Annotated in this window: 20 protein-coding genes; 7 read left to right on the top strand and 13 right to left on the bottom strand. The window is 65.9% G+C overall.

The annotated features are described in order from the left end of the window. Positions 1-22: 22 nt before the first annotated feature. The 9 genes from JQ617_RS14120 to JQ617_RS14160 form a co-directional block, all read right to left on the bottom strand. Positions 23-1501 carry a sodium:proton antiporter gene (locus tag JQ617_RS14120; protein ID WP_212026848.1) on the bottom strand — a complete coding sequence of 493 codons (1479 nt, stop codon included), beginning with the start codon at positions 1499-1501 and terminating at the stop codon, positions 23-25. After that, positions 1455-2252 carry an alpha/beta hydrolase gene (locus tag JQ617_RS14125; protein ID WP_212026849.1) on the bottom strand — a complete coding sequence of 266 codons (798 nt, stop codon included), beginning with the start codon at positions 2250-2252 and terminating at the stop codon, positions 1455-1457. Before JQ617_RS14125 ends, JQ617_RS14120 begins: the two co-directional genes overlap by 47 nt. Positions 2253-2274: 22 nt before the next feature. Further along, complete coding sequence (locus JQ617_RS14130; RefSeq protein ID WP_212026850.1) at positions 2275-2445, bottom strand: hypothetical protein; 171 nt, start codon at positions 2443-2445, stop codon at positions 2275-2277. A 13-nt stretch (positions 2446-2458) separates the two neighbouring features. Then, positions 2459-3859 carry an NAD(P)(+) transhydrogenase (Re/Si-specific) subunit beta gene (locus tag JQ617_RS14135; protein ID WP_212026851.1) on the bottom strand — a complete coding sequence of 467 codons (1401 nt, stop codon included), beginning with the start codon at positions 3857-3859 and terminating at the stop codon, positions 2459-2461. A 39-nt stretch (positions 3860-3898) separates the two neighbouring features. Next, positions 3899-4216: a proton-translocating transhydrogenase family protein gene (locus JQ617_RS14140; protein WP_014492434.1), complete on the bottom strand. Its 318-nt coding sequence runs from the start codon at positions 4214-4216 to the stop codon at positions 3899-3901. 12 nt (positions 4217-4228) lie between these two features. Further along, on the bottom strand, positions 4229-5356 hold the full coding sequence (locus JQ617_RS14145; RefSeq protein WP_212026852.1) for a Re/Si-specific NAD(P)(+) transhydrogenase subunit alpha: 1128 nt from the start codon (positions 5354-5356) through the stop codon (positions 4229-4231). Between the two features lie 137 nt (positions 5357-5493). Further along, positions 5494-5646, bottom strand: a complete 153-nt coding sequence (locus JQ617_RS14150) for an aa3-type cytochrome c oxidase subunit IV (RefSeq protein WP_008136857.1) — start codon at positions 5644-5646, stop codon at positions 5494-5496. 140 nt (positions 5647-5786) lie between these two features. Then, positions 5787-8774 carry a patatin-like phospholipase domain-containing protein gene (locus tag JQ617_RS14155; RefSeq protein WP_212026853.1) on the bottom strand — a complete coding sequence of 996 codons (2988 nt, stop codon included), beginning with the start codon at positions 8772-8774 and terminating at the stop codon, positions 5787-5789. A 239-nt stretch (positions 8775-9013) separates the two neighbouring features. Beyond that, on the bottom strand, positions 9014-10951 hold the full coding sequence (locus tag JQ617_RS14160; RefSeq protein WP_212026854.1) for a M3 family oligoendopeptidase: 1938 nt from the start codon (positions 10949-10951) through the stop codon (positions 9014-9016). Positions 10952-11078: 127 nt separating this feature from the next. Between JQ617_RS14160 and JQ617_RS14165 the strand changes: the two genes are divergently transcribed. The 3 genes from JQ617_RS14165 to JQ617_RS14175 all read left to right on the top strand — a co-directional run bounded on the left by JQ617_RS14165 (position 11079) and on the right by JQ617_RS14175 (position 17028). Next, positions 11079-12575: a sigma-54-dependent transcriptional regulator gene (locus JQ617_RS14165; RefSeq protein ID WP_212026855.1), complete on the top strand. Its 1497-nt coding sequence runs from the start codon at positions 11079-11081 to the stop codon at positions 12573-12575. A gap of 346 nt (positions 12576-12921) precedes the next feature. Further along, on the top strand, positions 12922-15132 hold the full coding sequence (locus JQ617_RS14170; RefSeq protein ID WP_212026856.1) for a L,D-transpeptidase family protein: 2211 nt from the start codon (positions 12922-12924) through the stop codon (positions 15130-15132). Positions 15133-15417: 285 nt separating this feature from the next. Further along, complete coding sequence (locus tag JQ617_RS14175; protein WP_349630612.1) at positions 15418-17028, top strand: peptidoglycan L,D-endopeptidase MepK; 1611 nt, start codon at positions 15418-15420, stop codon at positions 17026-17028. A 117-nt stretch (positions 17029-17145) separates the two neighbouring features. On the opposite strand, the gene JQ617_RS14180 is transcribed toward JQ617_RS14175, so the two are convergent. Next, positions 17146-17571: a DUF1801 domain-containing protein gene (locus JQ617_RS14180; protein ID WP_212026858.1), complete on the bottom strand. Its 426-nt coding sequence runs from the start codon at positions 17569-17571 to the stop codon at positions 17146-17148. 247 nt (positions 17572-17818) lie between these two features. On the opposite strand from JQ617_RS14180, the gene JQ617_RS14185 reads away from it, so the two are divergent. Further along, complete coding sequence (locus JQ617_RS14185; RefSeq protein WP_212026859.1) at positions 17819-18352, top strand: hypothetical protein; 534 nt, start codon at positions 17819-17821, stop codon at positions 18350-18352. A 126-nt stretch (positions 18353-18478) separates the two neighbouring features. Here JQ617_RS14185 and JQ617_RS14190 read toward each other — a convergent pair whose 3' ends face one another. Next, on the bottom strand, positions 18479-18751 hold the full coding sequence (locus tag JQ617_RS14190) for a DUF2312 domain-containing protein (RefSeq protein WP_018641571.1): 273 nt from the start codon (positions 18749-18751) through the stop codon (positions 18479-18481). A gap of 192 nt (positions 18752-18943) precedes the next feature. Then, positions 18944-19249: a DUF1244 domain-containing protein gene (locus tag JQ617_RS14195; protein ID WP_212026860.1), complete on the bottom strand. Its 306-nt coding sequence runs from the start codon at positions 19247-19249 to the stop codon at positions 18944-18946. A gap of 173 nt (positions 19250-19422) precedes the next feature. Between JQ617_RS14195 and JQ617_RS14200 the strand changes: the two genes are divergently transcribed. Together JQ617_RS14200 and pyk are read left to right on the top strand one after the other, a co-directional pair. Next, positions 19423-20004, top strand: a complete 582-nt coding sequence (locus JQ617_RS14200) for a DUF1036 domain-containing protein (protein WP_063694083.1) — start codon at positions 19423-19425, stop codon at positions 20002-20004. Further along, on the top strand, positions 20001-21437 hold the full coding sequence (gene pyk, locus JQ617_RS14205) for a pyruvate kinase (protein ID WP_063694084.1): 1437 nt from the start codon (positions 20001-20003) through the stop codon (positions 21435-21437). Before JQ617_RS14200 ends, pyk begins: the two co-directional genes overlap by 4 nt. Before the next feature lie 152 nt (positions 21438-21589). Here the strand turns inward: pyk and JQ617_RS14210 are convergent, their stop codons facing one another. Further along, on the bottom strand, positions 21590-22270 hold the full coding sequence (locus JQ617_RS14210; protein ID WP_063694085.1) for a TetR/AcrR family transcriptional regulator: 681 nt from the start codon (positions 22268-22270) through the stop codon (positions 21590-21592). A gap of 267 nt (positions 22271-22537) precedes the next feature. On the opposite strand from JQ617_RS14210, the gene JQ617_RS14215 reads away from it, so the two are divergent. After that, complete coding sequence (locus JQ617_RS14215; protein WP_212026861.1) at positions 22538-23521, top strand: phosphatase PAP2 family protein; 984 nt, start codon at positions 22538-22540, stop codon at positions 23519-23521. Positions 23522-23611: the final 90 nt, after the last annotated feature.

Consider the following 23611-nt stretch of genomic DNA (forward strand, 5'->3'; position numbering starts at 1 on the left):
AGTAGCAAATCGGCCGTCAGATTCAATGCCAGTGCAGGATCGGGGCGACCGGCAGGACCGTCAGCAGCAGGAACAGCGGGATCAGCACGGCGCCGGCGCGCAGCAAATAGCCGAAGAAGCTCGGCATCGCGATGCCGTTCTCGCTGGCGATGCTGCACACCATGAAGTTCGGCGCATTGCCGATATAGGTGAGCGCGCCCATGTAGACCGCGCCCATCGAGATGGAGGCGAGCGTGCCCGGCAGGGCATGCATCAGCACCTGCGGGTCTCCGCCGGCCAGCTCGAAGAACAACAGATAGGTCGGCGCATTGTCGAGGAATGCCGACATCAGGCCGGTGAACCAGAAATAGGCGGCCTCCCTCGGCGTGCCGTCCGGGGCCGAGACCGCCGACAGCAGCCAGGCGAAGGCGCCGTGATCGCCGGCATCGAGCATGGCAATGACCGGGATGATCGCGACGAAGATGCCGGCAAACAGCTTTGCGACCTCGCGGATCGGCTCCCAGGTAAAGCCGTTGGCCAGCCTGTGCTCCTCCGGCGTCAGCCACACCGAGAGCGCCGCAATCGCGAGCAGCGCCGCGTTGCGGGCGACGTCTTGCAGCTCCAGCTTCGTTCCGAGCACGTCGAACGCGATGCCGGGCTCCCACATCGCCGAGGCCAGCAGGCTGGCAACGATCGCCGCGATCAGCACGAGGTTGACGAGACCGCGGATCCGCACCGGCGCCGCAGGCTCCGTGTCGCGGACCGGCGGCTCGCTCCTGAAATGCCAGACGTCGATGGCGACGAAGATCGCGAGCAGCAGCCCTGCAACGATCATCGTCTGCAGCCAGATCGTCCGCGTGGTCCAGAAGAAGTCGACGCCGTGCAGGAAGCCGACGAACAGCGGGGGATCGCCGAGCGGGGTCAGCGCGCCGCCGACATTGGCGACCAGGATGATGAAGAAGATGATGACGTGGGCATTGTGGCGCCGCGGCCGGTTGGCCCGGATCAGGGGACGGATCAGGATCATCGCGGCCCCCGTGGTGCCGACGACGCTCGCCATCAGCGTGCCGAGCGCGAGGATGCCCGTGTTCGCGGCCGGCGTACCCTTGATGCCGCCCGTGACGAGGATGCCGCCGGCGACGACATAGAGCGAGAAAAGCAGCACGATGAAGCCGAGATATTCAGCGAGCATGGCGTGAACCAGCGCGGCCAGCGTCGCCATGCCGCCGGCAAAGACCACGAGCGAGCCGAGCGCGAGCAGCGACCAGGCTGCGGCGATCTTGCCGTAGTGGTGGTGCCAGAATTTCGCGAATAGCAGCGGCCCGAGCGCGATCGACAGCAACAGGCCGGCAAAGGGCAGCGCATAGGGCCAGCGCATCGCCGCGCCGTCGAGCCCGGCCGCTGCCCACGCGGGCTGCGGCGACGCCGCGAGAGCCGCGGCGATGACCGCGCAGCCCCGCCAGGTCGCAAGCCGTCTAGGAAGCAATGAAGCGCCTCGCTGTCTCGATCGCGCCGAACGCATCGAGATTGTCGTGTCCGCCGCCCGCGAAGCGAACGAACTGCTTCGGTTCATGCGCGAGCCCGAACAGACGCTCGCCGAACACGATCGGAATGGCAAGGTCATCGGTGCCATGCATCACCAGCAGCGGCACCGTGACGCGCGCAATGCGTTCGTCGGAGCGAAACTGGTCGCGCATCAAGAGGCGCACGGGAACGAAGCGGAATGCCGCGGCAGCGACGTCCACGGTCGAGGAGTACGGCGCCTCCAGGATCAGTTTGCCGACCGGATGCTCGGATGCGATGGCGACCGCAACGCCGGTCCCCAGCGAGAAGCCCCAGGCGACGATCTGGTCCGCGGCATAGCGCGCGGTGGTGAAGGCGTAGGCGGCCGCGGCATCGCGCAGCAGCCCCTCCTCGCTCGGCGCCCCGCTCGAGCCGGCGTAGCCGCGATAGGACAGGGCGACGAGACCGGTGCCGTCCGCCGTCATGGCCTTGAAGCGATCGATGCGGCCGGCGAGGAAATCGCCGTTGCCGGGGAAGAACAGGATCACGGGACGGCCGGGCTTGGCCGGCACGTGCCAGACGATGACCTTCTCGCCGTCGGAGGTGGCCAGGACATGCTCCTCAGCCTCGCCAAAGCCTGCGGCACCGGGTGCGGTGCGGCCGACGGGCGGGATCGGAAACAGCATCTCGCGCTGGCGGACATACAGCACGACGAGACCGGCGCAGTAGACGGTCACGAGCAGGATGGCGATCCACTTGAAGATTGTCATGACGGGGCGGCCGGTCTCCGCCTCACGGCTTGCGACGACTCCGCAGCAATTTCATGACGTCGGGCCGGATGCTCGCTGGAGCGTCGCGGCAACCGCAGGCCGCCTTGTGAGCGGCGCGCCAGGCGATGCGCTGCTCGCGCGTCGCCTTCGGCGGCATGCGATGGGACCGGTGCCATTCCTTGTTGATGGCCACGGTCCCTTCCGCGTTACATCGCCTTGACGATGTTCTCGGTCACCTTCTTGGCGTCGCCAAGCAGCATCATGGTGTTGTCGCGATAGAACAACGGATTGTCGATGCCGGCGTAACCCGACGCGAGCGAGCGCTTGATGAACATCACGGTGCCGGCCTTCCAGACCTGGAGCACGGGCATGCCGTAGATCGGCGACGTCTTGTCTTCTTCGGCCGCCGGGTTGGTGACATCATTGGCGCCGATCACGAAGGCGATATCGGCCTGCGCGAATTCGGAGTTGATGTCCTCGAGCTCGAACACCTCGTCATAGGGCACGTTGGCTTCCGCCAGCAGCACGTTCATGTGACCGGGCATGCGGCCCGCGACCGGGTGAATGGCGTACTTCACCTCGACGCCTTCCTTCTTCAGGATGTCGCCCATTTCACGCAGCGCGTGCTGGGCCTGCGCCACCGCCATGCCGTAGCCGGGCACGATGATGACCTTGGAGGCGTTCTTCATGATGAAGGCCGCATCGTCGGCCGAGCCGAGCTTGGCGGGCTTCTGCTCGCCGCCTGCTCCGCCGCCGGCAGCGGCAGTCTCACCACCGAAGCCGCCGAGGATGACCGAGATGAAGGACCGGTTCATCGCGTGGCACATGATGTAGGACAGGATCGCGCCGGAGGAGCCGACCAGCGCGCCGGTGATGATCAGCGCCGAATTGCCCAGCGTGAAGCCGATGCCGGCCGCGGCCCAACCCGAGTAGGAGTTCAGCATCGAGATCACGACCGGCATGTCGGCGCCGCCGATCGGGATGATCATGAGCACGCCGAGCGCCAGCGCCAGGATGACGATCAGCCAGAAATCGAGCGCACCGCCGGTCAGGACCAGGCGGACGATGAAGAACACCAGCGCCACCGCAATCGCGATGTTGATGATGTGACGGGCGGGCAGGATGATCGGCGCGCCGCTCATGCGCGCGGACAGCTTCAGGAACGCGATCACCGAGCCGGTGAAGGTCAGCGCGCCGATGGCGACGCCGAGCGACATCTCGACCAGGCTCTGCGGATGGATGTTGCCGGGGGTGCCGATGTCGAAGGCTTCAGGCGCATAGAACGCGCCGGCGGCGACCAGCACCGCGGCCATGCCGACCAGCGAGTGGAAGGCGGCGACCAGTTCCGGCATCGAGGTCATCGGCACGCGGCGGGCGATCACCGCACCGATCGCGCCGCCGATCGCGATGCCGACGATGACGAGCACCCAGGCGAGACCGTCTGCCGGCGGATGGTTGGCCAGCGTGGTGGCGACCGCGATCGCCATGCCGATCATGCCGAACAGATTGCCCTGGCGCGACGACGCCGGGCTCGACAGCCCGCGCAGCGACAGGATGAACAGCACCCCCGCCACAAGATACAAGAATGCAGAGAGATTGGCGCTCATCTCAGGTCCCCATTGATCCCATCAGCCCGAGGTGGCCGCTTACTTCGACTTCTTCTTGTACATCGCCAGCATGCGCTGGGTGACAAGGAAGCCGCCGAAGATGTTGATGCAGGCGAAGATCAGCGCGACGAAACCGAACGCGCGGGCCCAGCCCGAACCGCTCGAGACGTTCGCGACGCCGCCGGCCAGCAGCGCGCCGACCACGATCACCGAGGAGATCGCGTTGGTGACGCTCATCAGCGGCGTGTGCAGCGCCGGCGTCACCGACCACACCACGAAATAGCCGACGAAGACGGCGAGGACGAAGATCGACAGCCGGAAGATGAAGGGGTCGACGACCTGTGCAGCATGCTCCATGACGATCTCTCCTTACGCCTTCGGCTGGAAGTTCGGGTGCACCACGGCGCCGTCTTTCGTGAGCGCAGTGGCCTTGACCAGCTCGTCGTCCCAGTTCACGGCGAGCTTCTTCTCCTTCTTGTCGACCATGGTCTCGATGAAGGAGAACAGATTGCGTGCGTAGAGGCTGGAGGCCGAGGCCGCGACGCGGCCGGCAACGTTGGTGTAGCCGACGATCTTGATGCCATCGAGGTCGACGACCTCGCCGGCCTTCGCGCCCTCGACATTGCCGCCGCGCTCGACGGCGAGATCGACCAGCACCGAGCCCGGCTTCATCGACTTGACCATCTCGGCGCTGACGAGCTTCGGCGCCGGCCGGCCCGGGATCAGCGCGGTGGTGATGACGATGTCCTGCTTCTTGATGTGCTCGGCGGTGAGCGCGGCCTGCTTGGCCTGGTATTCCCTGGACATTTCCTTGGCGTAACCGCCGGCGGTCTGCGCGTTCTTGAACTCCTCGTCCTCGACCGCGAGGAACTTCGCGCCGAGCGATTCGACCTGCTCCTTGGTCGCCGGCCGGACGTCGGTCGCGGTCACCACCGCACCAAGGCGGCGCGCAGTCGCGATCGCCTGGAGGCCGGCGACGCCGACGCCCATCACGAACACTTTCGCGGCGGGCACGGTGCCGGCGGCGGTCATCATCATCGGGAAGGCGCGGCCGAAGGCCTCGGCACCTTCGATCACGGCGCGGTAGCCGGCGAGGTTCGCCTGCGAGGACAGCACGTCCATCACCTGCGCGCGGGTGATGCGCGGCATCAACTCCATCGCGAAGGCGGCGACGCCGGCATCGGCGATCGTCTTCAGCGCGGCCTCGTTGCCGTAAGGATCCATGATCGCGATGACGAGCGCGCCGCGCTTGTAGCGCGAAAGCTCGGAGGCCTCGGGACGCTTCACCTTGATGATGATGTCGGCGTCGGCAAGCGCATCGGCGCTGACGGTGGCGCCGGCCGCCGTGAATTCGGAATCCGGCAGGCCCGACTTGATGCCGGCGCCCGGCTCGACGGCGATCTCGGCGCCCAGCGCCTTGAACTTCTTCACCGTATCAGGCGAAGCGGCAACACGCGGCTCCGACGGATCGATTTCCTTGGCAACGGCGATCTTCATAGGCCCTCCGGCGACGCGGGCAAAAACGCGCACGCGAATTTAGCGTCACTCCCGCAACGTTGGATACCGGTTTTGGAACCGGCTTGTATGCAAATTTTATGGGCACCGACGACGCTGTCGGTGCAGCAGTCGATGGATCAGGTGAGGAAGATCGCCATCAGGATGACGATGAGCGCGACCGACGCCGTGCCGTATTTCACCAGCTTGATGAAGCCCTCATAGGTCTGCTCGTGGGCAACGTAGTCGTTGCCGTCGGCAGTGGTGTACGCCACTTCGCTATGGTCAGCCATGGATTGTCCCCAGTCGAAAGTCGAATTCTTGGGCTGGGATACCTTAATCCTTCGGACAGGGCAACGGCACGGTTGCGCGGTTTTCCCGCAAATCGGCTCATTTGGAATTCCGATTGCCGGGAATTGGGCGCTCGCGCGGCTCAGCCCTGATCGATCATCGTGGCGGCGAGGCTCGCGGTGCGGCGCTGGAATACCGGAAGGCCGAGCGCCGCGCGCACCGCGTCGATGGCGGGCTCGCCCGGCTCGGTGAACCGGGCCACGCGCGGATCGGTGCCGGGACCGACCGTCACCGGCGTGTCCCCGGACAGGAAACCGTGTGCCATGTGGAATCCCAGCGCGCGGTAGACCTCGAACTGCTCCTCCGAGAAGAACTGATCCCCCGTCGTCTCGTGCGGGAAGCGGTCGTTCCGGCGCGCATAGTCCCGGATGTAGTCGTTCTCGTCGCCGTTGAGCGACGATTTGACATAGACGAGATAACCGAGGTCATTGCCGCCATAGTCGATGGTGCCGATGGAGACGTGGACGTGGTCACGGGCGGCCGCGTCTTGCTCGTCGAGCGCCGCGGGATCGCCCGCCTTGATCGCGTTGCGCGCCATCAGCACGCGGGTGCACTCCCGAATCGGCGTCCAAGGCAGATCGATCCGCACGCCGAGATCGATGCGGGCGTAACGCTGCAACGTCATCAGCGAGCCGAAATTCATGGGAGCGTCGGCTTCCGCGTCGACCGCGATGATCACCTTGCAGCGGCGGCGCAGCAGCTCGTAGACGCCGAGATTCTCGATATGGCCGCCGTCGGTGAGGTAGACGCTGTCGCTGTTCTCGTACAGGCGCCCCGAGATCTCGGACCAGAAGTAGAGCGGCGTCGAGCGGCGCTGCGGCCGCACCCGCTCGTCGACATAGCGCGGGTTCTTCAGCCAGTAGCCAAGCCGCACGTTGAGGAGCGCAAGCGTCGGTGTCAGGGCCTTGATCGAGCTCGAGCCCATGTTCGAGGAGGCCGCGGCTCCGGAAATCGCCATGGCCGTCGCGAGGTCGAGGCTCTGCTCGTCGTCCTCGACGAGCCCCGTGGGCGCGTAGCCTGTCGCCTCGCTGCCGACATTCAGCGCGGAGAACAGGAAGAAGTCCGCGTTGCGGCCGCGCCGGTTGGCGAAGTCCGAGCCCTGGATATTCAGCGCCGTATTGATCAGCTGATAGGGCGCGTGCAGCTTCGGCGCGGCCGCGAGCCCCGGAATTCGCGCCACCTCGGCCGGGATCGCGTAGAGGTCGGTCAGCTTCATGCGGTCGAGCGCCTTGAAATCGCGCCCCTGATCGAGGCTGGCTTCGGCGCGCCCGACGCCCCCGTCCGCCGAACGGGTGGGATCGAACAGGAAAGCCTTGCTCAGGCGATCGCGATAGAGCCGGTGCAGCGAGTTCGCATTCGGCGTCAGGCAAAACGAGATGGCAAACAGCACGATGCCGGCAAACAAGTAGATGATCACCTTTGGCAGACTGTACGCATAGGCGAGTTCCGACGCATCGCCCCGGAACAGGTCGGGAAATCGGGGCCGCACCGCGTCTCTGACCTTCTCGGCCAGGAATTCAAGCCATTCGGGCGTGTGCCAGACCGGCGTCAGCTTCCGCGTCTCGTCCACAACCGGCGGCGCGGCCTTCGGCGTGATCTCGGCCGACAAGGTGCCCTTGCCGGCATCGAACTGGATCCTGCCGGCCAGGCTGCCGGTGGGTGCGTTCGACCTGGCGTTCGTCAGGCATTCCCTTTGCGCGACCGGGCCCAGATTCACCGAGCACTGCTCGAACAGGTCGTTGGAGATGCCCCAATAGGACAGATAGAGGTATGCCACCCAGATGATGAGCGGCAGCGCAAGACCCGCGATCCAGAGCGCGACCTTGGCGACGATCTTGAGGACCAGCGAGCCCCACTGCGAAGAGGCGCTGTTTCCTTTCAGCAGTTCCGCGAATTGCTGCCGGAATGCGGTGACGAAAATGCCGATTGGCGCAGCCGCGGCCGCCAGCGACTTGATCCAGACGATCGCAACCCCGGCAGCAGGCCCGCCGATTGCGGTGCTCTCGGCGACATCGAACATCTGCTCCAGCATGAAGGGCTGAAACTCGAAGAAGGCGATCACCGCCAGCAGCACCAGGAAGGTCGCGCCCACGCTCGGCCAATGCGAGCGGAATTCCTGCCGCTTCCCCGGGCTTGCCAGCGACTGCTTGAGCGCCCATGCGAAAAACAGCACGGCCCCGATGATGGCGATCGCGAGCGTCAGCGCGAAATGATGCACCTTGAGAAGCCGCGCGAAATCGCAGGCAACGCCCACCAACAGCGCGATCCCGCCGATATAGGCGAGCACGACGCTGGGTCCGCTGCCGCGGACGGAGCGCGACGCCAGATAAGTGAGCCCGCTGCAAACGAACATGAAAAGGGCTATCGCCGCGCCGAACGTGCTGAAGCCATAGCGGTCGACGCTGCCGAAATTGTGCAGCTCGCACAGTTTTTTGTCGCTGAGGCTGACGCCGAAGACGTTCGCATCCGTCAGGCAGCTTCGCAGCGGCGTCGACCACACGGTGACGGCCGCCAGCAACAGCAGGACGGGCAACGTCAGGCCGACATTGGCGACCAGTCCGCGCACCACGATGGCAATTCCAGTCAGGAGATCGCGGACCCCGGCCGGGACCAGATAGTTGGAATAATTGCGCAGATGCCCGACCGACGGCGTGTCGCTGATCTCGGCGGCCGTGACGGCTCCGCCGAGCGGTCTTTCGCCGAACACAAATCGACGCGCCGCCGTCATGGTGGCGCTGAGGGAGGTGCCGATATAGCCGCCGCCCGACACTGTCGACAGATAGTCGATCCGCCCGATCAGATTGTGGTGGTTCAAGGCCTGGAGCACGCCAAGGCAGAGGGCCGACGAGCGGATGCCGCCGCCGGACAGAGCGAGCCCGGTGACGTCGAGCAACTGGCAACTCTCGAGGCGATCGGTATCGATGCGCCGGTCCGGCTCACGGCGCGTGTTGATCGCGGCGATTTCGTCGCGGACGATCTGATGGTGCTTCTCGCACCAGGGAATTTCCTGATCGACGGCGGCAGCGTTCTTCGATTCCGGAACCGGCGCGGCAGGTCCTTGATCGAGCATGGGTGCCTCCCCAGGCAAAAATCGATCAATCGGCAATCAATAGTTGAAAATGACGTTCGCAATATCTCTTGAGTTAGTCTGCCGGACCGCTCGAACGTTCAATCTGACGTAGCAAATTCCCACGCCATGACGCGAGCAGCGCCGGCCCGTGCGGATGCCCGTCGCAAAGATGCCGCGAGATTGCTCGCGGCATCTTCAAGCTCCGTCAAAATGGGAACCCGGTCAGGAAGGAAACCGGCTCAGCCCATCGCCTCCAGCTCGTCGATCATCCCGGCGATGACCGAGAGGCCGCCATCCCAGAATTTGGGATCCTTGGCATCGAGCCCGAACGGCCGCAGCAGCTCCGAGTAGTGCTTGGTGCCGCCGGCGGCGAGCATGTCGAGATAGCGCTCGGCAAAGCCTTCGGCTGCGTTCTCGTAGACGGCATAGAGCGAGTTCACGAGGCAGTCGCCGAACGCGTAAGCGTAGACGTAGAACGGCGAATGGATGAAGTGCGGGATGTACATCCAGTAGTTCTCGTAGCCCGCCTTGATCTCGATCGCCGGACCCAGGCTCTCGCCCTGCACCGACAGCCAGATCTCGCCGAGCCGCGTCGCGGTGAGCTCGCCGTTCTTGCGCTCGGTGTGGACCGCACGCTCGAACGAATAGAACGCGATCTGCCGCACCACGGTGTTGATCATGTCCTCGACCTTGCCGGCGAGCAGCGCCTGGCGCTGCTTTGCGCTCTTGGTCTGGGCCAGCAGACGGCGGAAGGTCAGCATCTCGCCGAACACGCTCGCGGTCTCCGCCAGCGTCAGCGGCGTCGGGGCCATCAGCGCGCCGTTCTTCGCCGCCAGCACCTGGTGCACACCGTGGCCAAGCTCGTGGGCGAGCGTCATCACGTCGCGCGGCTTGCCCTGGTAGTTCATGAGCACGTACGGGTGCGCCGACGGGGTGGTCGGATGCGAGAAGGCGCCCGGCGCCTTGCCCGGACGCACCGGCGCGTCGATCCAGCGGTCGGTGAAGAAGCGCTCGGCGATGTCGGCCATCTTTGGCGAGAAGCCACGATAGGCCGTCAACACCATGTTGCGTGCATCGGGCCAGCCGATCATGTCGGTCGCGGCGAAGGGCAGCGGCGCGTTGCGGTCCCAATAGGCGAGCCGCTTCTTGCCGAACCACTTCGCCTTCAGCGCATAGTAACGATGCGACAGCCTTGGGTAGGCGGCGCGGACGGAGGCGACCAGCGCATCCACCACCTCGCGCTCGACGCGGTTGTTCAGATGGCGGGAATCCGCGACGTCCTGAAAACCGCGCCAGCGGTCGGAGATGTCCTTGTCCTTGGCGAGCGTGTTGGTGATCAGCGCGAACGTGCGTTCATTGGCCTTGAACGTCTTGGCCAGTGCTTCCGCCGCCGTCTTGCGCTTGGCGCCGTCACGGTCCTGCAACAAATTGAGGGTCGGCTCGATCGCGAGCTCTTTCGCGCCGACCTTGAAGCGCAGGCCGGAGATGGTCTGGTCGAACAGCCGGTTGAAGGCGGAATAGCCGGTCTGCGCCTTCTCCAGGAAAAGCTGCTCGAGCTTGTCGTCGAGCTGGTACGGCTTCTCCTTGCGCAGATCCTCGATCCACGGTCGGTAGTGGGCGAGTTCGGGCGCCTGCATCGCGCGGGTCAAAATATCGTCATCGACACGGTTGAGCTCGAGCGCGAAGAACAGCAGATGCGTGGAAGCCGCCGTCAGCCGCTCCGACACGTCGCCGTAAAACTTTGAAATCTTGGGATCAACGCTGTCGCCGGCATGGACGAGACCGGCATAGGAGCCGAGGCGGCCGGCGAGATCGTCGATCGCCTCATAGCGTCGCACGGCTTCCGCGAGCCATTTTCCGCCATTTTCGTTTGCTGTTCCTGTCGCGAGCTTGCCCTTGTAGTCGGTCTCGAACGCGACGCAATCGGCATCCATCTTCTCAAGATCGCGCGCCACTTCCGGCGCATCGATCCCGGAATAGAGATCGGCGAGGTTCCACTCCGGGAGCTTGCCGGTCTTGCTCGCAGGCTTTGCGAGTGAAGGCTTGGCGGAGGGTTTTGCCTTGGCGACCGACTTGGCTGCGGATTTCTTGACGGCGGATGTCTTGACCAGAGATGTCTTGGCGGCTGGCTTGCGGAGAGCGGGCTTTTTGAGAGCGGGCTTGGAGCGCGAATTCATTGTGTGGGAAACCTGTGTTCAACAATCGCGACGACGGGCTGGGGCACCAAGGTTTAAGAGTGCGTTAATCGGCTTCGGCCAGAGTGACCCGATTCGAGACAGATAGTAGTAGCGTGCGGGGAACACCATGGCTGCCTGTATTTTGATCGCCGACGACGACGCTGTAGCCCGCCGGCTGGTCGAGAACATGGTGCAGAAATGCGGCTATGAAACGATTGTCGTCGAATCCGGCGACGCCGCGATCGCCACCCTTACCGCCCCCGATGCACCGGCCATCGATGGCGTCATCCTCGATCTCGTGATGCCAGGTCTCGACGGCATGGGCGTGCTGGCTAAGATCCGCGAAGCGGGCCTCTCCGTCCCGGTCATCGTGCAGACTGCCCATGGCGGCATCGACAATGTGATCTCGGCGATGCGCGCCGGCGCGGCCGATTTCGTGGTCAAGCCCGTCGGCATGGAGCGGCTTCAGGTTTGCCTGCGCAATGCGCTCAACACCTCCGCGCTCAAGGGCGAACTGCAACGCATCCGTCACAGCCGCGAGGGCCGGCTGACCTTCTCCGACATCATCACCCGCGCCGATGCGATGGAGCCGGTGATGCGCGCCGCGCAGAAGGCGGCGAACTCCTCGATCCCGGTGCTGATCGAAGGCGAGTCCGGCGTCGGCAAGGAGATGTTCGCGCGCGCCATCCACGGCAGCGGCGAACGCAAGGCGAAGCCCTTCGTCGCCGTCAATTGCGGTGCGATCCCCGACAACCTCGTGGAGTCGATCCTGTTCGGCCACGAGAAGGGCGCCTTCACCGGCGCGACCGAGCGCCACACCGGCAAGTTCGTCGAGGCCCATGGCGGCACGCTGTTCCTGGACGAGGTCAGCGAGCTGCCGCTGACCGCCCAGGTCAAGCTGCTCCGCGCGCTGCAGGAAGGCGCGGTCGAGGCCGTCGGCGGTCGCAAGCCGGTCAAGGTCGACGTCCGCATCGTCTCGGCGACCAACCGCAAGCTGCTCGAGCGGGTGAAGCAGGGCCATTTCCGCGAAGACCTGTTCTACCGCCTGCACGTGCTGCCGCTGACGATCCCCTCGCTGCGTGCCCGCCGCGAGGACATTCCGCATCTGCTGCGGCACTTCCTCGCGCGCTTTGCCGCCGAGGAGAACCGCGCCATCACCGGCATCAGCGGCGAGGCCGTGGCGCATCTCGCCCAGCTCGACTGGCCGGGCAACATCCGCCAGCTCGAGAACGCGGTCTATCGCGCCGTGGTCATGAGCGAGGGCGACCAGCTCGGCCTTGCCGACTTCCCTCTGCTGACCTCGCAGCCGCATGCCATGACGGAGATTCCGACGGCGCCGCTGATGTTGGAGCCGATCGCGGCGCCCTCCCTGGTGTCGGGTAATGAAATACCGATCGCGCCGCTGCCGCTGGCGGGAAGCCTCTCGATGCTGACGCCGACCGGCGACGTCCGGCCGCTCGAAGAGATGGAGAACGAGATCATCCGTTTCGCGATCTCGCACTATCGCGGACAGATGTCGGAAGTCGCCCGCCGCCTCAAGATCGGCCGGTCCACGCTCTACCGCAAACTGGACGAAGCCGGGGTTCCCGGCCATGGCGGGAAAAGCGGCGAGGAGACGCACTGAGCCTCATGCGAACGGAGGTTCGCGTGCTGCAAAGACGCGGTCGCAACCCGTTGAATTACGGCAAAATTCGGCGACGAGCTGAACCGTGACTTGGAAGTGACAGACAGAGGGAAAAGCGCCTGTTGCAAGCGCACAATCCGTTGCCAAGAGGCTCCCTTGAAGTCAGTTTGTCGTGAGTTGTCCCGGGTAGCGCTGGCTGCGAAATCGGGGCCTGTATATCGTCTGCGTATGAATCGTTGCGTGCAGGCGTGCAACTTTCGAGGGGCCGGCGCCGTTTAGCCGAAAACTCCATAGACGATAACGAAGCTGTTCCACGAGGAACGGTTCACCCGAGGGGTGCGACACAATGCGTGACTGTTTGAACCACCGTGCAGGCTTTGACCGCGTCTTGATGACGGTCGCGGCGACCTTCCTCACGGTGTCGGCCGGCTCGGCCCTGGCGCAGGATCAGGCGCGCAGCAGCGCCGCCGAGCTCGCGATCGAAGCCGCTATTCCGCGCCCCGAGCCTGCCAACGTCCCGCCCCCGACCGCGTCCGACATCAAGACCGACACCACCGCCACGGTGCAGGACCCCGCCAAGGAATCCGCGCCCGTGAAGGCCGAAGCGGCCCCGGCGCCCGACAAGGTCGAGACCAAGCCGTCCGACGTCGCCACGACGCCCGCGCCTGAAGCACCGAAGAACGAGACCGCAAAGACGGAGCCGGAAAAGACCGAGCCTGCCAAGTCGGAGCCTGCAAAGGCCGATGCCGCGACCACTACGCCGGCCGCTCCCGCGGCACCCGCCACTGCAGCGGCTCCGGCCGCCGAGCCGGTCAAGGCCGCCAGCAACGTTCCCGCCGCCGACCAGCCGGTCGCGGACAAGCTCAAGGACCTGATCGGCGCCAAGACCTCGCGTCATTTCGACCGCAAGAACGAGCGTGCCGCGATCGAGAAGTTTTACGGCGCGCGCGACTTCGCGCCGGTGTGGACGCAAGCCGGCAGCCTGACCGCTGCGGCCAAGGGCGTGATCGCCCGGCTCAAGGATGCCGCCTCCGACGGCCTCAATCCGGCCGACTATCCGGTGCCGGATTTCGCCGCCGCTACGACGCCCGATGCGCTCGCCGATGCCGAGCTGAAGCTCACCGCCAGCATGTTCGACTATGCGCGCCAGGCGCAGAGCGGCCGCATGCACTGGTCGCAGGTCTCCGGCGACATCCTCTATCCCGAACATCCGGTCGACCCGAGCGAGGTGCTGACCAAGGTCACGACCGCAACGGACGCCTCCGCCGCCCTCGACAGCTACAACCCGCCGCACAAGCTCTACAAGGAGCTGAAGGCGAAGCTCGCCGAGCTCCGCGGCCAGGGCAGCGGCCCGGTGATCGAGATCGCCGACGGCCCGGCGCTGAAATACACCCCCGCCGGCAAGAAGCAGGCGGAGATCGTCGTGGACGATCCGCGCGTGCCGCAGCTGCGCGCCAAGCTCGGCCTCGCCGAGAACGCCAGCGACACCCGCTACGATGCCACGGTTGCCGAAGCCGTCCGCAAATTCCAGAACAGCGCCGAGATGAAGCCGACCGGCATCCTCGACGACAAGACGGTCAAGGCGCTCAACACGCCCAAGCGCGACAAGCAGATCGACACCGTGCTGGTGAACATGGAGCGCTGGCGCTGGCTGCCGCGCGACCTCGGCGTCCCCGCGCTGGGCGATGCCTATGTCATCCTCAACATTCCCGACTATACGCTGAAGGTGATGCAGCGGGGCCAGCAGGTCTGGACCACCCGCGTCGTCACCGGCAAGCCAGGGCAGCACGCGACCCCGCTGCTCACCGAGACGATGAAGTACATCACGGTCAACCCGACCTGGAACGTGCCGCCGTCGATCGTCTACAACGAATATCTGCCGGCGCTGCAGCAGGACCCGACCGTGCTCCAGCGCATGGGGCTCAAGCTCGAGCAGAACCGCGACGGCTCGGTGCACATCTCGCAGCCGCCCGGTGAAGCCAACGCACTCGGCCGCATCCGCTTCAACTTCCCGAACAAGTTCCTGGTCTATCAGCACGACACGCCGGACAAGAACCTGTTCGCCAGGGACGACCGCGCCTTCAGCCATGGCTGCATGCGCGTGCAGTATCCGGATCAGTACGCGAGCGTGCTGCTCAATATCGCGATGCCGAACGACAAGTACACGCCCGAGCGCGTGCGCAGCATGTACGGCAAGAGCGAGATCGACCTGAAATTCCCCACCCCGATCCCGGTCAACATCACCTACCAGACCGCCTTCGTGGACGACGCCGGCAAGCTGCAAATCCGCAAGGACGTCTACGGCCGCGACGCGACCATGCTCAACATCCTGAAGAACGGCCGCGGCAAGGATCTCGAGAACGTCGTCGCCCACTCCCAGCCGAGCTATTCGCGCCCGGCGACCACCCTGCCCTCGGGCGTGGCGGTGGCCAACAATGGCGGCGGCTTTGGCTCGTCGGGTCCGAACTTCTTCGAGCGGCTGTTCGGTGGGGGAGCTCCGACCCCGCCGCCGGCTCCGGTCGGTCGCCGGCCGCAGCAGCGGGTGTTTACCCGCTGAGGCCCGTCCGGCACCTCATTTCCTGAAATTCCACAATGAAATCAGCGGCCCCATTCCCAGGATGGGGCCGTTTAGCGTTAACCATTCTCCCACCTGCTCTTGGGCAGCGGGCGTTTTTTTGCCACAGTCAACCGTTTAGGTTTGTATTCTGACTTGGTTTGGGGGCGGGAAGGTCAACCTCGAATTAACCTTCTCGCTTTAAGAAAGCGTTCATCCTCTTTCGCGCTGCTACGGGGTTGGCGGGAGAGTCCATTTTGAACGCTCGTCGACTGGGTGGGCTCATACGTGCTGACTGGTCTCGCACGCCAACTTGCTGTGCTGTCGTTGTCCCATGCGGGCGTGAAGGCCGGATCCCGGATCGGCCTCGCCGGCGCGCTGCTGCTTGCTGCCGCGGGCTCGGTCCATAACGCCGCCGCACTGAACGAGACCAAGACCCTCTCCTTCCACCACACCCATTCCGGCGAAGACCTCACCGTCACCTTCAAGCGCGATGGCCGCTACGACGAAGCCGCGCTGAAGCAGCTCAACCACTTCCTGCGCGACTGGCGCAGCCAGGACGAGACGGTCATGGACCGTCGCCTCTTCGACATCCTCTGGGAAGTCTATCGCGACGTCGACGGCAAGCAGCCGATCCAGATCATCTCCTCGTTCCGCTCCCCCGCCACCAACGCCATGCTCCGCCGCCGCTCCTCGGGCGTGGCGCGCTTCAGCCAGCACATGCTGGGACATGCGATGGACTTCTACATTCCGGGCGTGCCGCTGGAGCAGATCCGCTTCGCCGGCCTGCGCCTGCAGCGCGGCGGCGTCGGCTTCTATCCGACCTCCGGCTCGCCCTTCGTTCACCTGGATACCGGCAGCATCCGGCACTGGCCGCGCATGACGCATGACCAGCTCGCCCGCGTCTTCCCGGACGGCAAGACGGTGCATCTGCCGACCGACGGCACGCCGCTGAAGGGCTATGAGCTCGCCAAGGCCGAGATCGAGCGCCGCGGCAATGGCGACGATTCCGCCAGCAAGCCGAACTTCTTCGCCGCCCTGTTCAAGGGCAAGCCGGCGCCGGCCGCCAGCAGCGACGAGGATGACGAGGGCGCGCCTGCCCCGAGCGCGAAGCCGGCCGCACCGACCGTGGTCGCCGCCGCAGCCAAGCCGGCAGATCCGGTGCCGACGCCGCGCGCCAAGCCGCAGGTCGCAGCCACACTCCAGCTCGCCTCGGCCGATGTGCAGCTCGTTGCGCCGCCCAAGGCGAAGCCGGCACCCGTGGCTGAGAAGCCCGCCGACGCCAAATCTTCGGACGGCAAGCCGGAGACGCCGGCCGACATCATCAATGCCCGCGGCTTCTGGGACACCCCGGCCACGCCGCAGCAGGCCACGCCCGCGCAGGTCGCAGCGCTCAAGGCCCGCCAGGCGCTTGCCTCCGCCACCGATCCGCAGGCAACCGCGAGCGTGTCCAACGCAACGCTTCAGGCGCTCGCCTACGCGCCGGCCGCCTCCCCGGTCGAACGCGCCAATGTGGTCGCCGCCTCCGCGCCGATCCCGCGCTCTGCCCGCTCCGGCTCCCGTAACGTCGCGCAGGCTACCGAAATCAACAGCGTGGTCGGCAAGAGCATCGACGGCATGGTCGCGACCGCGACCCGGCTGTCCGCGGCCAAGGGCGAGAGCATCTGGCTCAAGATCGTGATGCTGTCGCCGAGCGCCAGCCGCGCGATGTCGGTCACGCTGATGGGCGAGCTCGATACGGCGGCGCTGCGCGGCTATTTCGTGAAGCCGCAGGCCGTGATCGCGATGAGCTTCACCGACGATCCGACGAAGGGCCTGTCCTGCGACAGTTTCTCGGGTAGCGCGACGGCGAAGCTGGAGACGACGTCGTTCGTGATGCGCACGGCCGCGCTGCGCTAGGGCATCCACTTTCCCGGAACTCGGTCTCGTAGCCCGGATGAGCGAAGCGACATCCGGGAAAGCTGCAGGCGCGAAGATATCCCGGATATCGCTTCGCTCATCCGGGCTACAAGCCTGCTACCGCGCCTTCTTCCCCCGCCGATCCAGATGATAGGTCAGCGCCAGCGACAGGCAGACCGCCAGCTCGCGCTCCGGCAGCTTGCCCGCCACCGGCAACAGCAACGCCCGCGTCTGCCGATATTCGAACCGATCGGGAAAGCGCTCGCGAAAGGTGTCGACCAGCGTCGTCTTGCAGTTGAAGAGAATGGCGGCCTGGTCGGAGTCCTTGAGGCGGCCGAGCCGGATCGTGGAGCCGCTGCCGGTCTCGTCCGTGAGATAAGCGGGCTCGCCCCATTTCAGTGTCTCCGTGAGATTGCCGACACCGTCATGCGCCGCAGCGGTGGCGAAGATCAGCTCTCGCACCTGAAGCAGCCGCTTGCCGATCGGCGCCGGAAGAGCGTCGAAGGCGCGGTTCACCTCGCGCGGCAACCTCGGCGCAATCACTGGCGTCTCCGTTCACAGACGAAACACGCGTCATTTGTAGCCCGCAAGGAGCGCAGCGCAATCCGGGGCGGCATCAGCCTGTGATCACGGCGTCCCGGAAGGGATTTCCCCTGCGAGCAACGGGTAATAACCCGGTATCGCCGCACGCAACAGCGGCGCAGTGTTGATGCGAGAACCCCGGAAGGGACGCCACGGGCCTGCTGCAGGCCTCGCAGAAAACTCGCTCAACGCGAAGAGGGGGCGCACGATGTCGGTTCCATGCAAGTCCGAGCTCAGCCTTCTGAACCATGACGAGCGCGAGGTCATCTTGAGCACGCACCATCCGGTGGTTGGCGAGATGGAGCGCGATGGACTCGAGCGCCTTCGCGACCGCCTTCGGGATCTGCGCGACAAGGAGCGTACATTGTCGCGGCATCGACGCCGCGAGACCAAGGGCACGGCCGATCCGCGCGGCAAGAGCTTCTCCGGAACGGCCGAGCACGCAAGCCGCCGGCAGTCGGTCTTCGCTGGCGCCATCAAGCGCATCAAGAACGAGCTGAGACGCATCCGGAAGTTTGAAGCGCGACGAGAGCTCGGCGAAGCGGCGCGACGGGCGTTGGCGCTCCGTCGGGCCCGCCAGTTTGCGCGGCCGCAGACGTCCCCGACGTCACATGACGGCATGCGGTCCATCCCGAACCCTCGCCGGGCTTACAAGATTCCACCGGAAAAAATCGGGCGCGTCTCGCAAGCCAACAAGCGGGCGCAGGCCCGGCGCGACTCAAAACGCGGACGCGGCGGTTGAGATGGAGATCGGTCGTTGCGGACCGCGCGGACTCCGCGCAGTCCAGGATGCTTCATGCTGGGCATGAGACCCGGATTTCGCTGGCGCTCCATCCGGGCTACGGCAACGGTGCTTGAGGCGAAAGCCTCAGAGCATCCCCAGCGCCTGCATGTAGGTCTCGAGGATGGTCTCGGCCTCGGCGCGCTCGTTGGGATCCTGCTTGCGCAGGCGCACGATGGTGCGCAGCGCCTTGACGTCGTAGCCGTTGCCCTTGCTCTCGGCATAGACGTCACGGATGTCGTCGGAGATCGCCTTCTTCTCTTCCTCCAGCCGCTCGATGCGCTCGATGATGGATTTGAGCTGGTCCTTGGCAAATTTCGTCGCGGGCTCGTCGTCGCGGACGGCGGCGGAGGTGGCCATCTTGGTACTCCCAATGGAACTGGCAAAACGAGGTGACGCCGGCATCCACCGCGCGTGCTGGTAGACCCTTAGGGTTCGGACCCCCGGCGTTCAAGCAAGCATCGCGCTCGTCCACAGCGCGCCCACATCTTCCTGCGGCGAGGCGAAGAAAGCTGTTGTGTGGTGCGACTCAGGCGATGCGTCCGGGCCCGTTCAATGCCCGTGGGGATGGACCTTCTTCATCGCCTCGAGCTGCTCGGGCGTGGCCGTGCCCTGGTACTTCGCCTTCCAGGTCTCGTAGGGCATGCCGTAGACGGCCTCTCGGCTCTCGTCCTTGCTCAGAGCGACGCCCTGGGCGTCCGCGGCGTCCTTGAGCCAGTTGGACAGGCAGTTGCGGCAGAAGCCGGCCAGATTCATCAGGTCGATGTTCTGGACGTCCGTCCGCGTCTTCAGATGGTCGACCAGGCGCCGGAAAGCGGCTGCCTCGAGCTCCGTTCTGGTTTTGTCGTCGATTGCCATGACTGAATTCCTCAAAGCTCCGGCCGCGATGGCGGTCACCCTTACGGGATCAGGTGGGGTCCTGTCACAGATTTTGCCATATCGCGGCGCAAACGGACCTTAAACCCCGGCCTCGGGCAGTTCCCCCGGGCCCTACGCCAAATCGTCAATGATCTGGTATACGTTCCGCGACAATGATTGCCGAATCTCCCCGCCTCCCCCTTCGCCTGCTCGCCCGGTTGGTCCCGGTGCTGGCGGTCGCCCTGCTGTGCCTCTGGAGCAGCCCGGCCTCCGCCGATTTCCGGCTCTGCAACAACACGTCGAGCCGGGTCGGCATCGCGCTGGGTTACAAGGACGCCGAGGGCTGGACCACCGAGGGCTGGTGGAACATCTCGTCCCGCTCCTGCGAGACGCTGCTGCGGGGCACGCTGGTCGCCCGCTACTACTACATCTACGCCATCGACTATGACCGTGGCGGCGAATGGTCGGGCCAGGCCTTCATGTGCTCGCGCGACAAGGAATTCACCATCCGCGGCACCGAGGATTGCCTCGCGCGCGGCTATGACCGGACCGGCTATTTCGAGGTCGACACCGGCGAGCAGCGGGCCTGGACGGTGCAGCTCACCGACGCCAACGAACAGCCGGCGCAGCAACGCGTGCCTGGCCTGCCCGGACCAGTTGGCCCGGGCGGCGTTCCGGGTTTGCCCAATGGCCCGCCCGGTGCTACCCCCCCGGGCTCGCCCGGCCTGCCACCCCCGCCTGGAAATAAGCCATGAGGCGTCTTCGCCGTATCAAGATTCTCGCGACCCTCGGACCTGCCTCCTCAGACCTCGCGATGATCCGCCGCCTGTTCGAGGCCGGCGCCGATGTGTTCCGCATCAACATGAGCCACACTCCGCATGACAAGATGCGGGAGCTGGTGGCGACGATCCGCAATGTCGAATCGAGCTACGGCCGGCCGATCGGCATCCTGGTCGACCTCCAGGGCCCCAAGCTCCGGCTCGGTGCCTTCGCCGAAGGTTCTGTGCAGCTCCAGAACGGCCAGATCTTCACCCTCGATTCCGACAAGGCGCCGGGCGATGCCACGCGCGTCCATCTCCCGCATCCGGAGATCCTGGCGGCGCTGAGGCCCGGCCACGCGCTGCTGCTCGACGACGGCAAGGTCCGCCTGATCGCCGAGGAGACCTCCAAGGAGCACGCGGTGACGCGTGTGGTGGTCGGCGGCAAGATGAGCGACCGCAAGGGCGTCAGCCTGCCCGACACCGACCTTCCGGTCTCGGCGATGACACCGAAGGACCGCGCCGACCTCGAGGCCGCGCTGGTCACCGGCGTCGACTGGATCGCGCTGTCCTTCGTGCAGCGCGCCGACGACGTGCTCGAGGCCAAGAAGATGATCCGCGGCCGCGCCTCCGTGATGGCCAAGATCGAGAAGCCGCAGGCGATCGACCGCCTCGCCGACATCATCGAGGCCTCCGACGCGTTGATGGTGGCGCGCGGCGACCTCGGCGTCGAGCTGCCGCTGGAGCGCGTGCCGAGCCTGCAGAAGCAGATGACGCGCATGGCGCGCCGCGCCGGCAAGCCGGTCGTGATCGCGACCCAGATGCTGGAATCGATGATCCAGTCGCCGGTGCCGACCCGCGCTGAAGTCTCCGACGTCGCCACCGCCGTCTATGAAGGCGCCGACGCCATCATGCTGTCGGCGGAATCGGCGGCCGGCAAATTCCCGGTCGAGGCGGTCTCGACCATGAACCGCATCGGCGAGGAGGTCGAGCGCGACCCGACTTACCGCTCGGTGATCACGGCCCAGCGCCCGGCGCCGGAAGCGACCGCAGGCGATGCCATCGCGGACGCCGCGCGGCAGATCGCCGAGACGCTCGACTTGCCCGCCTTGATCTGCTGGACCAGTTCGGGCTCGACCGCGGTGCGCGTGGCGCGCGAGCGGCCGAAGCCGCCGGTCGTGGCGATCACGCCCAACATTCAGGCCGGCCGCCGGCTCGCGGTGGTCTGGGGCGTGCATTGCGTGGTGGCGGAAGATGCGCGCGACCAGGACGACATGGTCAGCCGCGCCGGCCAGATCGCATTCCGCGACGGTTTTGTCCGTGCTGGCCAGCGCGTCATCATCGTCGCCGGCGTGCCGCTCGGCATTCCCGGCACCACCAACATGGTGCGCATCGCCTCGGTCGGCCCCGAGGGCGACGCCAACATGTAGGCCCGCGAAGAGCGGGCAAAGCAAAACGTCGAAAACAACCCCATGCACAGTAGCCGGGGCTATCCGGTTGATTTGCGCGGTTTCTGCAAATAGGCGCGCCCGGACAATGACCTGAGCGGGATCAGATCCCGCTCCGGTCGCGTCCCGCTTGTTCAGGCTCCAACCAGCGCCTTGGTGGTCGGGAGCAGCGTCTGCTGCACCACGAGGCCGCGGGCGCGGGCGTCCATGACGCCGACGGCACGCAGCGCCAGCAGCGTCACCGTCTGCACCGCATCGCGCATCTTGACGGGATCTTCGAGATTGTCGGGCGCAAGCGGGCCGACGAGGGCCTCGTGCAGCGCGCCGAGCAGCGCAGTGGCGGCGAGCGCGGTGTCCTGTGCCGGCAGATGGCCGGCACGCACGGCGGCGTCGATCCGGCTGGCGATCTCGCCGGCGATCTCGCGGCGGCTGGCCAGCCTGGAGGCGCTGACATCGACATCGACGGGCTCGGCCAGGATGCCCCAGGCCAGCCTGCGCTGCGACAGGGTATGGACCGCCACGGTCGTTACCGCCGCAGCCAGCGCCGAGGACGGCCCCGGCGCGGCATCGGCCGCCCGCCGGATCGCCGCGAGCTCGTCCCGCGAAACCTCGGCGATCAATTCGGAGATCAGCTCGGCCTTGGAGGGGAAGTAGCGGTAAACCGTGCCGGCCGCGACATTAGCCCGGACCGCAACCGGAGCGATCTGCACCGCCGCCATCCCGCCTTCCGCCGCAGCCTCCCGCGCCGCCGCCAATATCGCACTGCGCCTGGCCGCAAGGCGCTTAACCACTTGATGCGTCCGCCGATAAACCATGGCGCGCTTCCTGTCCCACCCACGTCGTCCGCACGCCCTGCGGCCGAACGCTTCGTCACTTTAAAGCTGCAAATCGCCCCGCAAGGACTGAACAACTATTCAGGGGGGATGACAAGATGGATTTGCGTAAAGCGTCACGGCAAAGCCGCAGGCGACAAATGCGCGAACTGCCGGAGCCGGTTGATAGACCGCTAACCACAATTGTTACCGCGATCTTAAAGCAGGTCCGCGACTGTGGCGCCGACCGCGATCCCACCTCGGTGCAGCATGCGCGATTCAGACGCCCAAACCGCCTGGCGGCTCTTCCAGCTGAACTGGCTCCCCATCGTGGCCATGGGTAGCGTGCTGGCGTTCGGGCTTCCCGCAACCGGTCTCAGCCTCGAGCCTGTCGCCTACGGCATCACGCTGGCGATCGCTGCGCTCCTCGTCGCAACGGCCTATCGCCACCAGCTCGCCAAGGGCGACCAAGCCGATCCGAAGCTGGTATTCTCGCTCGGCACGATCGGACAGGTCATCCTCACCTGCGCCATCGTCGGACCGCTGAGTTATGTCGCGGGCAAGCTGAACTGGCCGCTCCAGGACGAGGCACTGCTGGCGATTGACCGCGCGCTCGGCCTCGATCCCGAACCGATCGCGCGCTACATCAACGACCATCCCTGGCTCGCAGACCTCCTGGCGCGCAGCTACGGACTGATCAAATGGCCACTGCTCGGCGTTCCCGTCGTCCTGACGCTGACGGCACGCTACGTGCGGCTGCAGGTCTTCATGCTCGCGATGAGCCTCGCGCTCGCCGTCACCATCGCGGTCTCCGCATTGGTGCCTGCGATCGGCACCTATTACGGGCTGCAATTGCCGGCGGCGCATTTCCCCGAGATCAACACCGCGGTCTATGCCGGCCAGTTGCGTGACATCCTTGCGCTGCGTGACGGCAGCCTGCGTGAGCTCCGGCTGTTCTTCCTTTCCGGCATCGTCTCGTTTCCGAGCTTTCACGCCGCCTCCGCCGTGCTCTACATGTGGGCGCTGTGGCCGGTGCGCGGCATCGGCGGCATCGCCGCCGCATTGAACGTGCTGATGATCGCGGCGACGCCGGCGATCGGCGCGCATTATCTCATCGACGTCGCCGGCGGCATCGCGCTCGCCGCAGCCTCGATCTGGGCGACGAAGTTTTGTGTCGAACGCCTCGGCCGCACCGCGCCGGCGACCGCTGCACCCGCACTGCCGCCGGTCTGGCAGCCCAGCCTCGCGGAATAGTGCCGCGCTCGTCGTCGCAGGCACGCTGTCGTAGAGTGGGCAAAGGCGCATAGCGCCGTGCCCCCACACCTTGCAATCACGATAGAACTG

It is taken from the genome of Bradyrhizobium sp. KB893862 SZCCT0404, assembly GCF_018130885.1.
Classification (GTDB): Bacteria; Pseudomonadota; Alphaproteobacteria; order Rhizobiales; family Xanthobacteraceae; genus Bradyrhizobium; species Bradyrhizobium stylosanthis.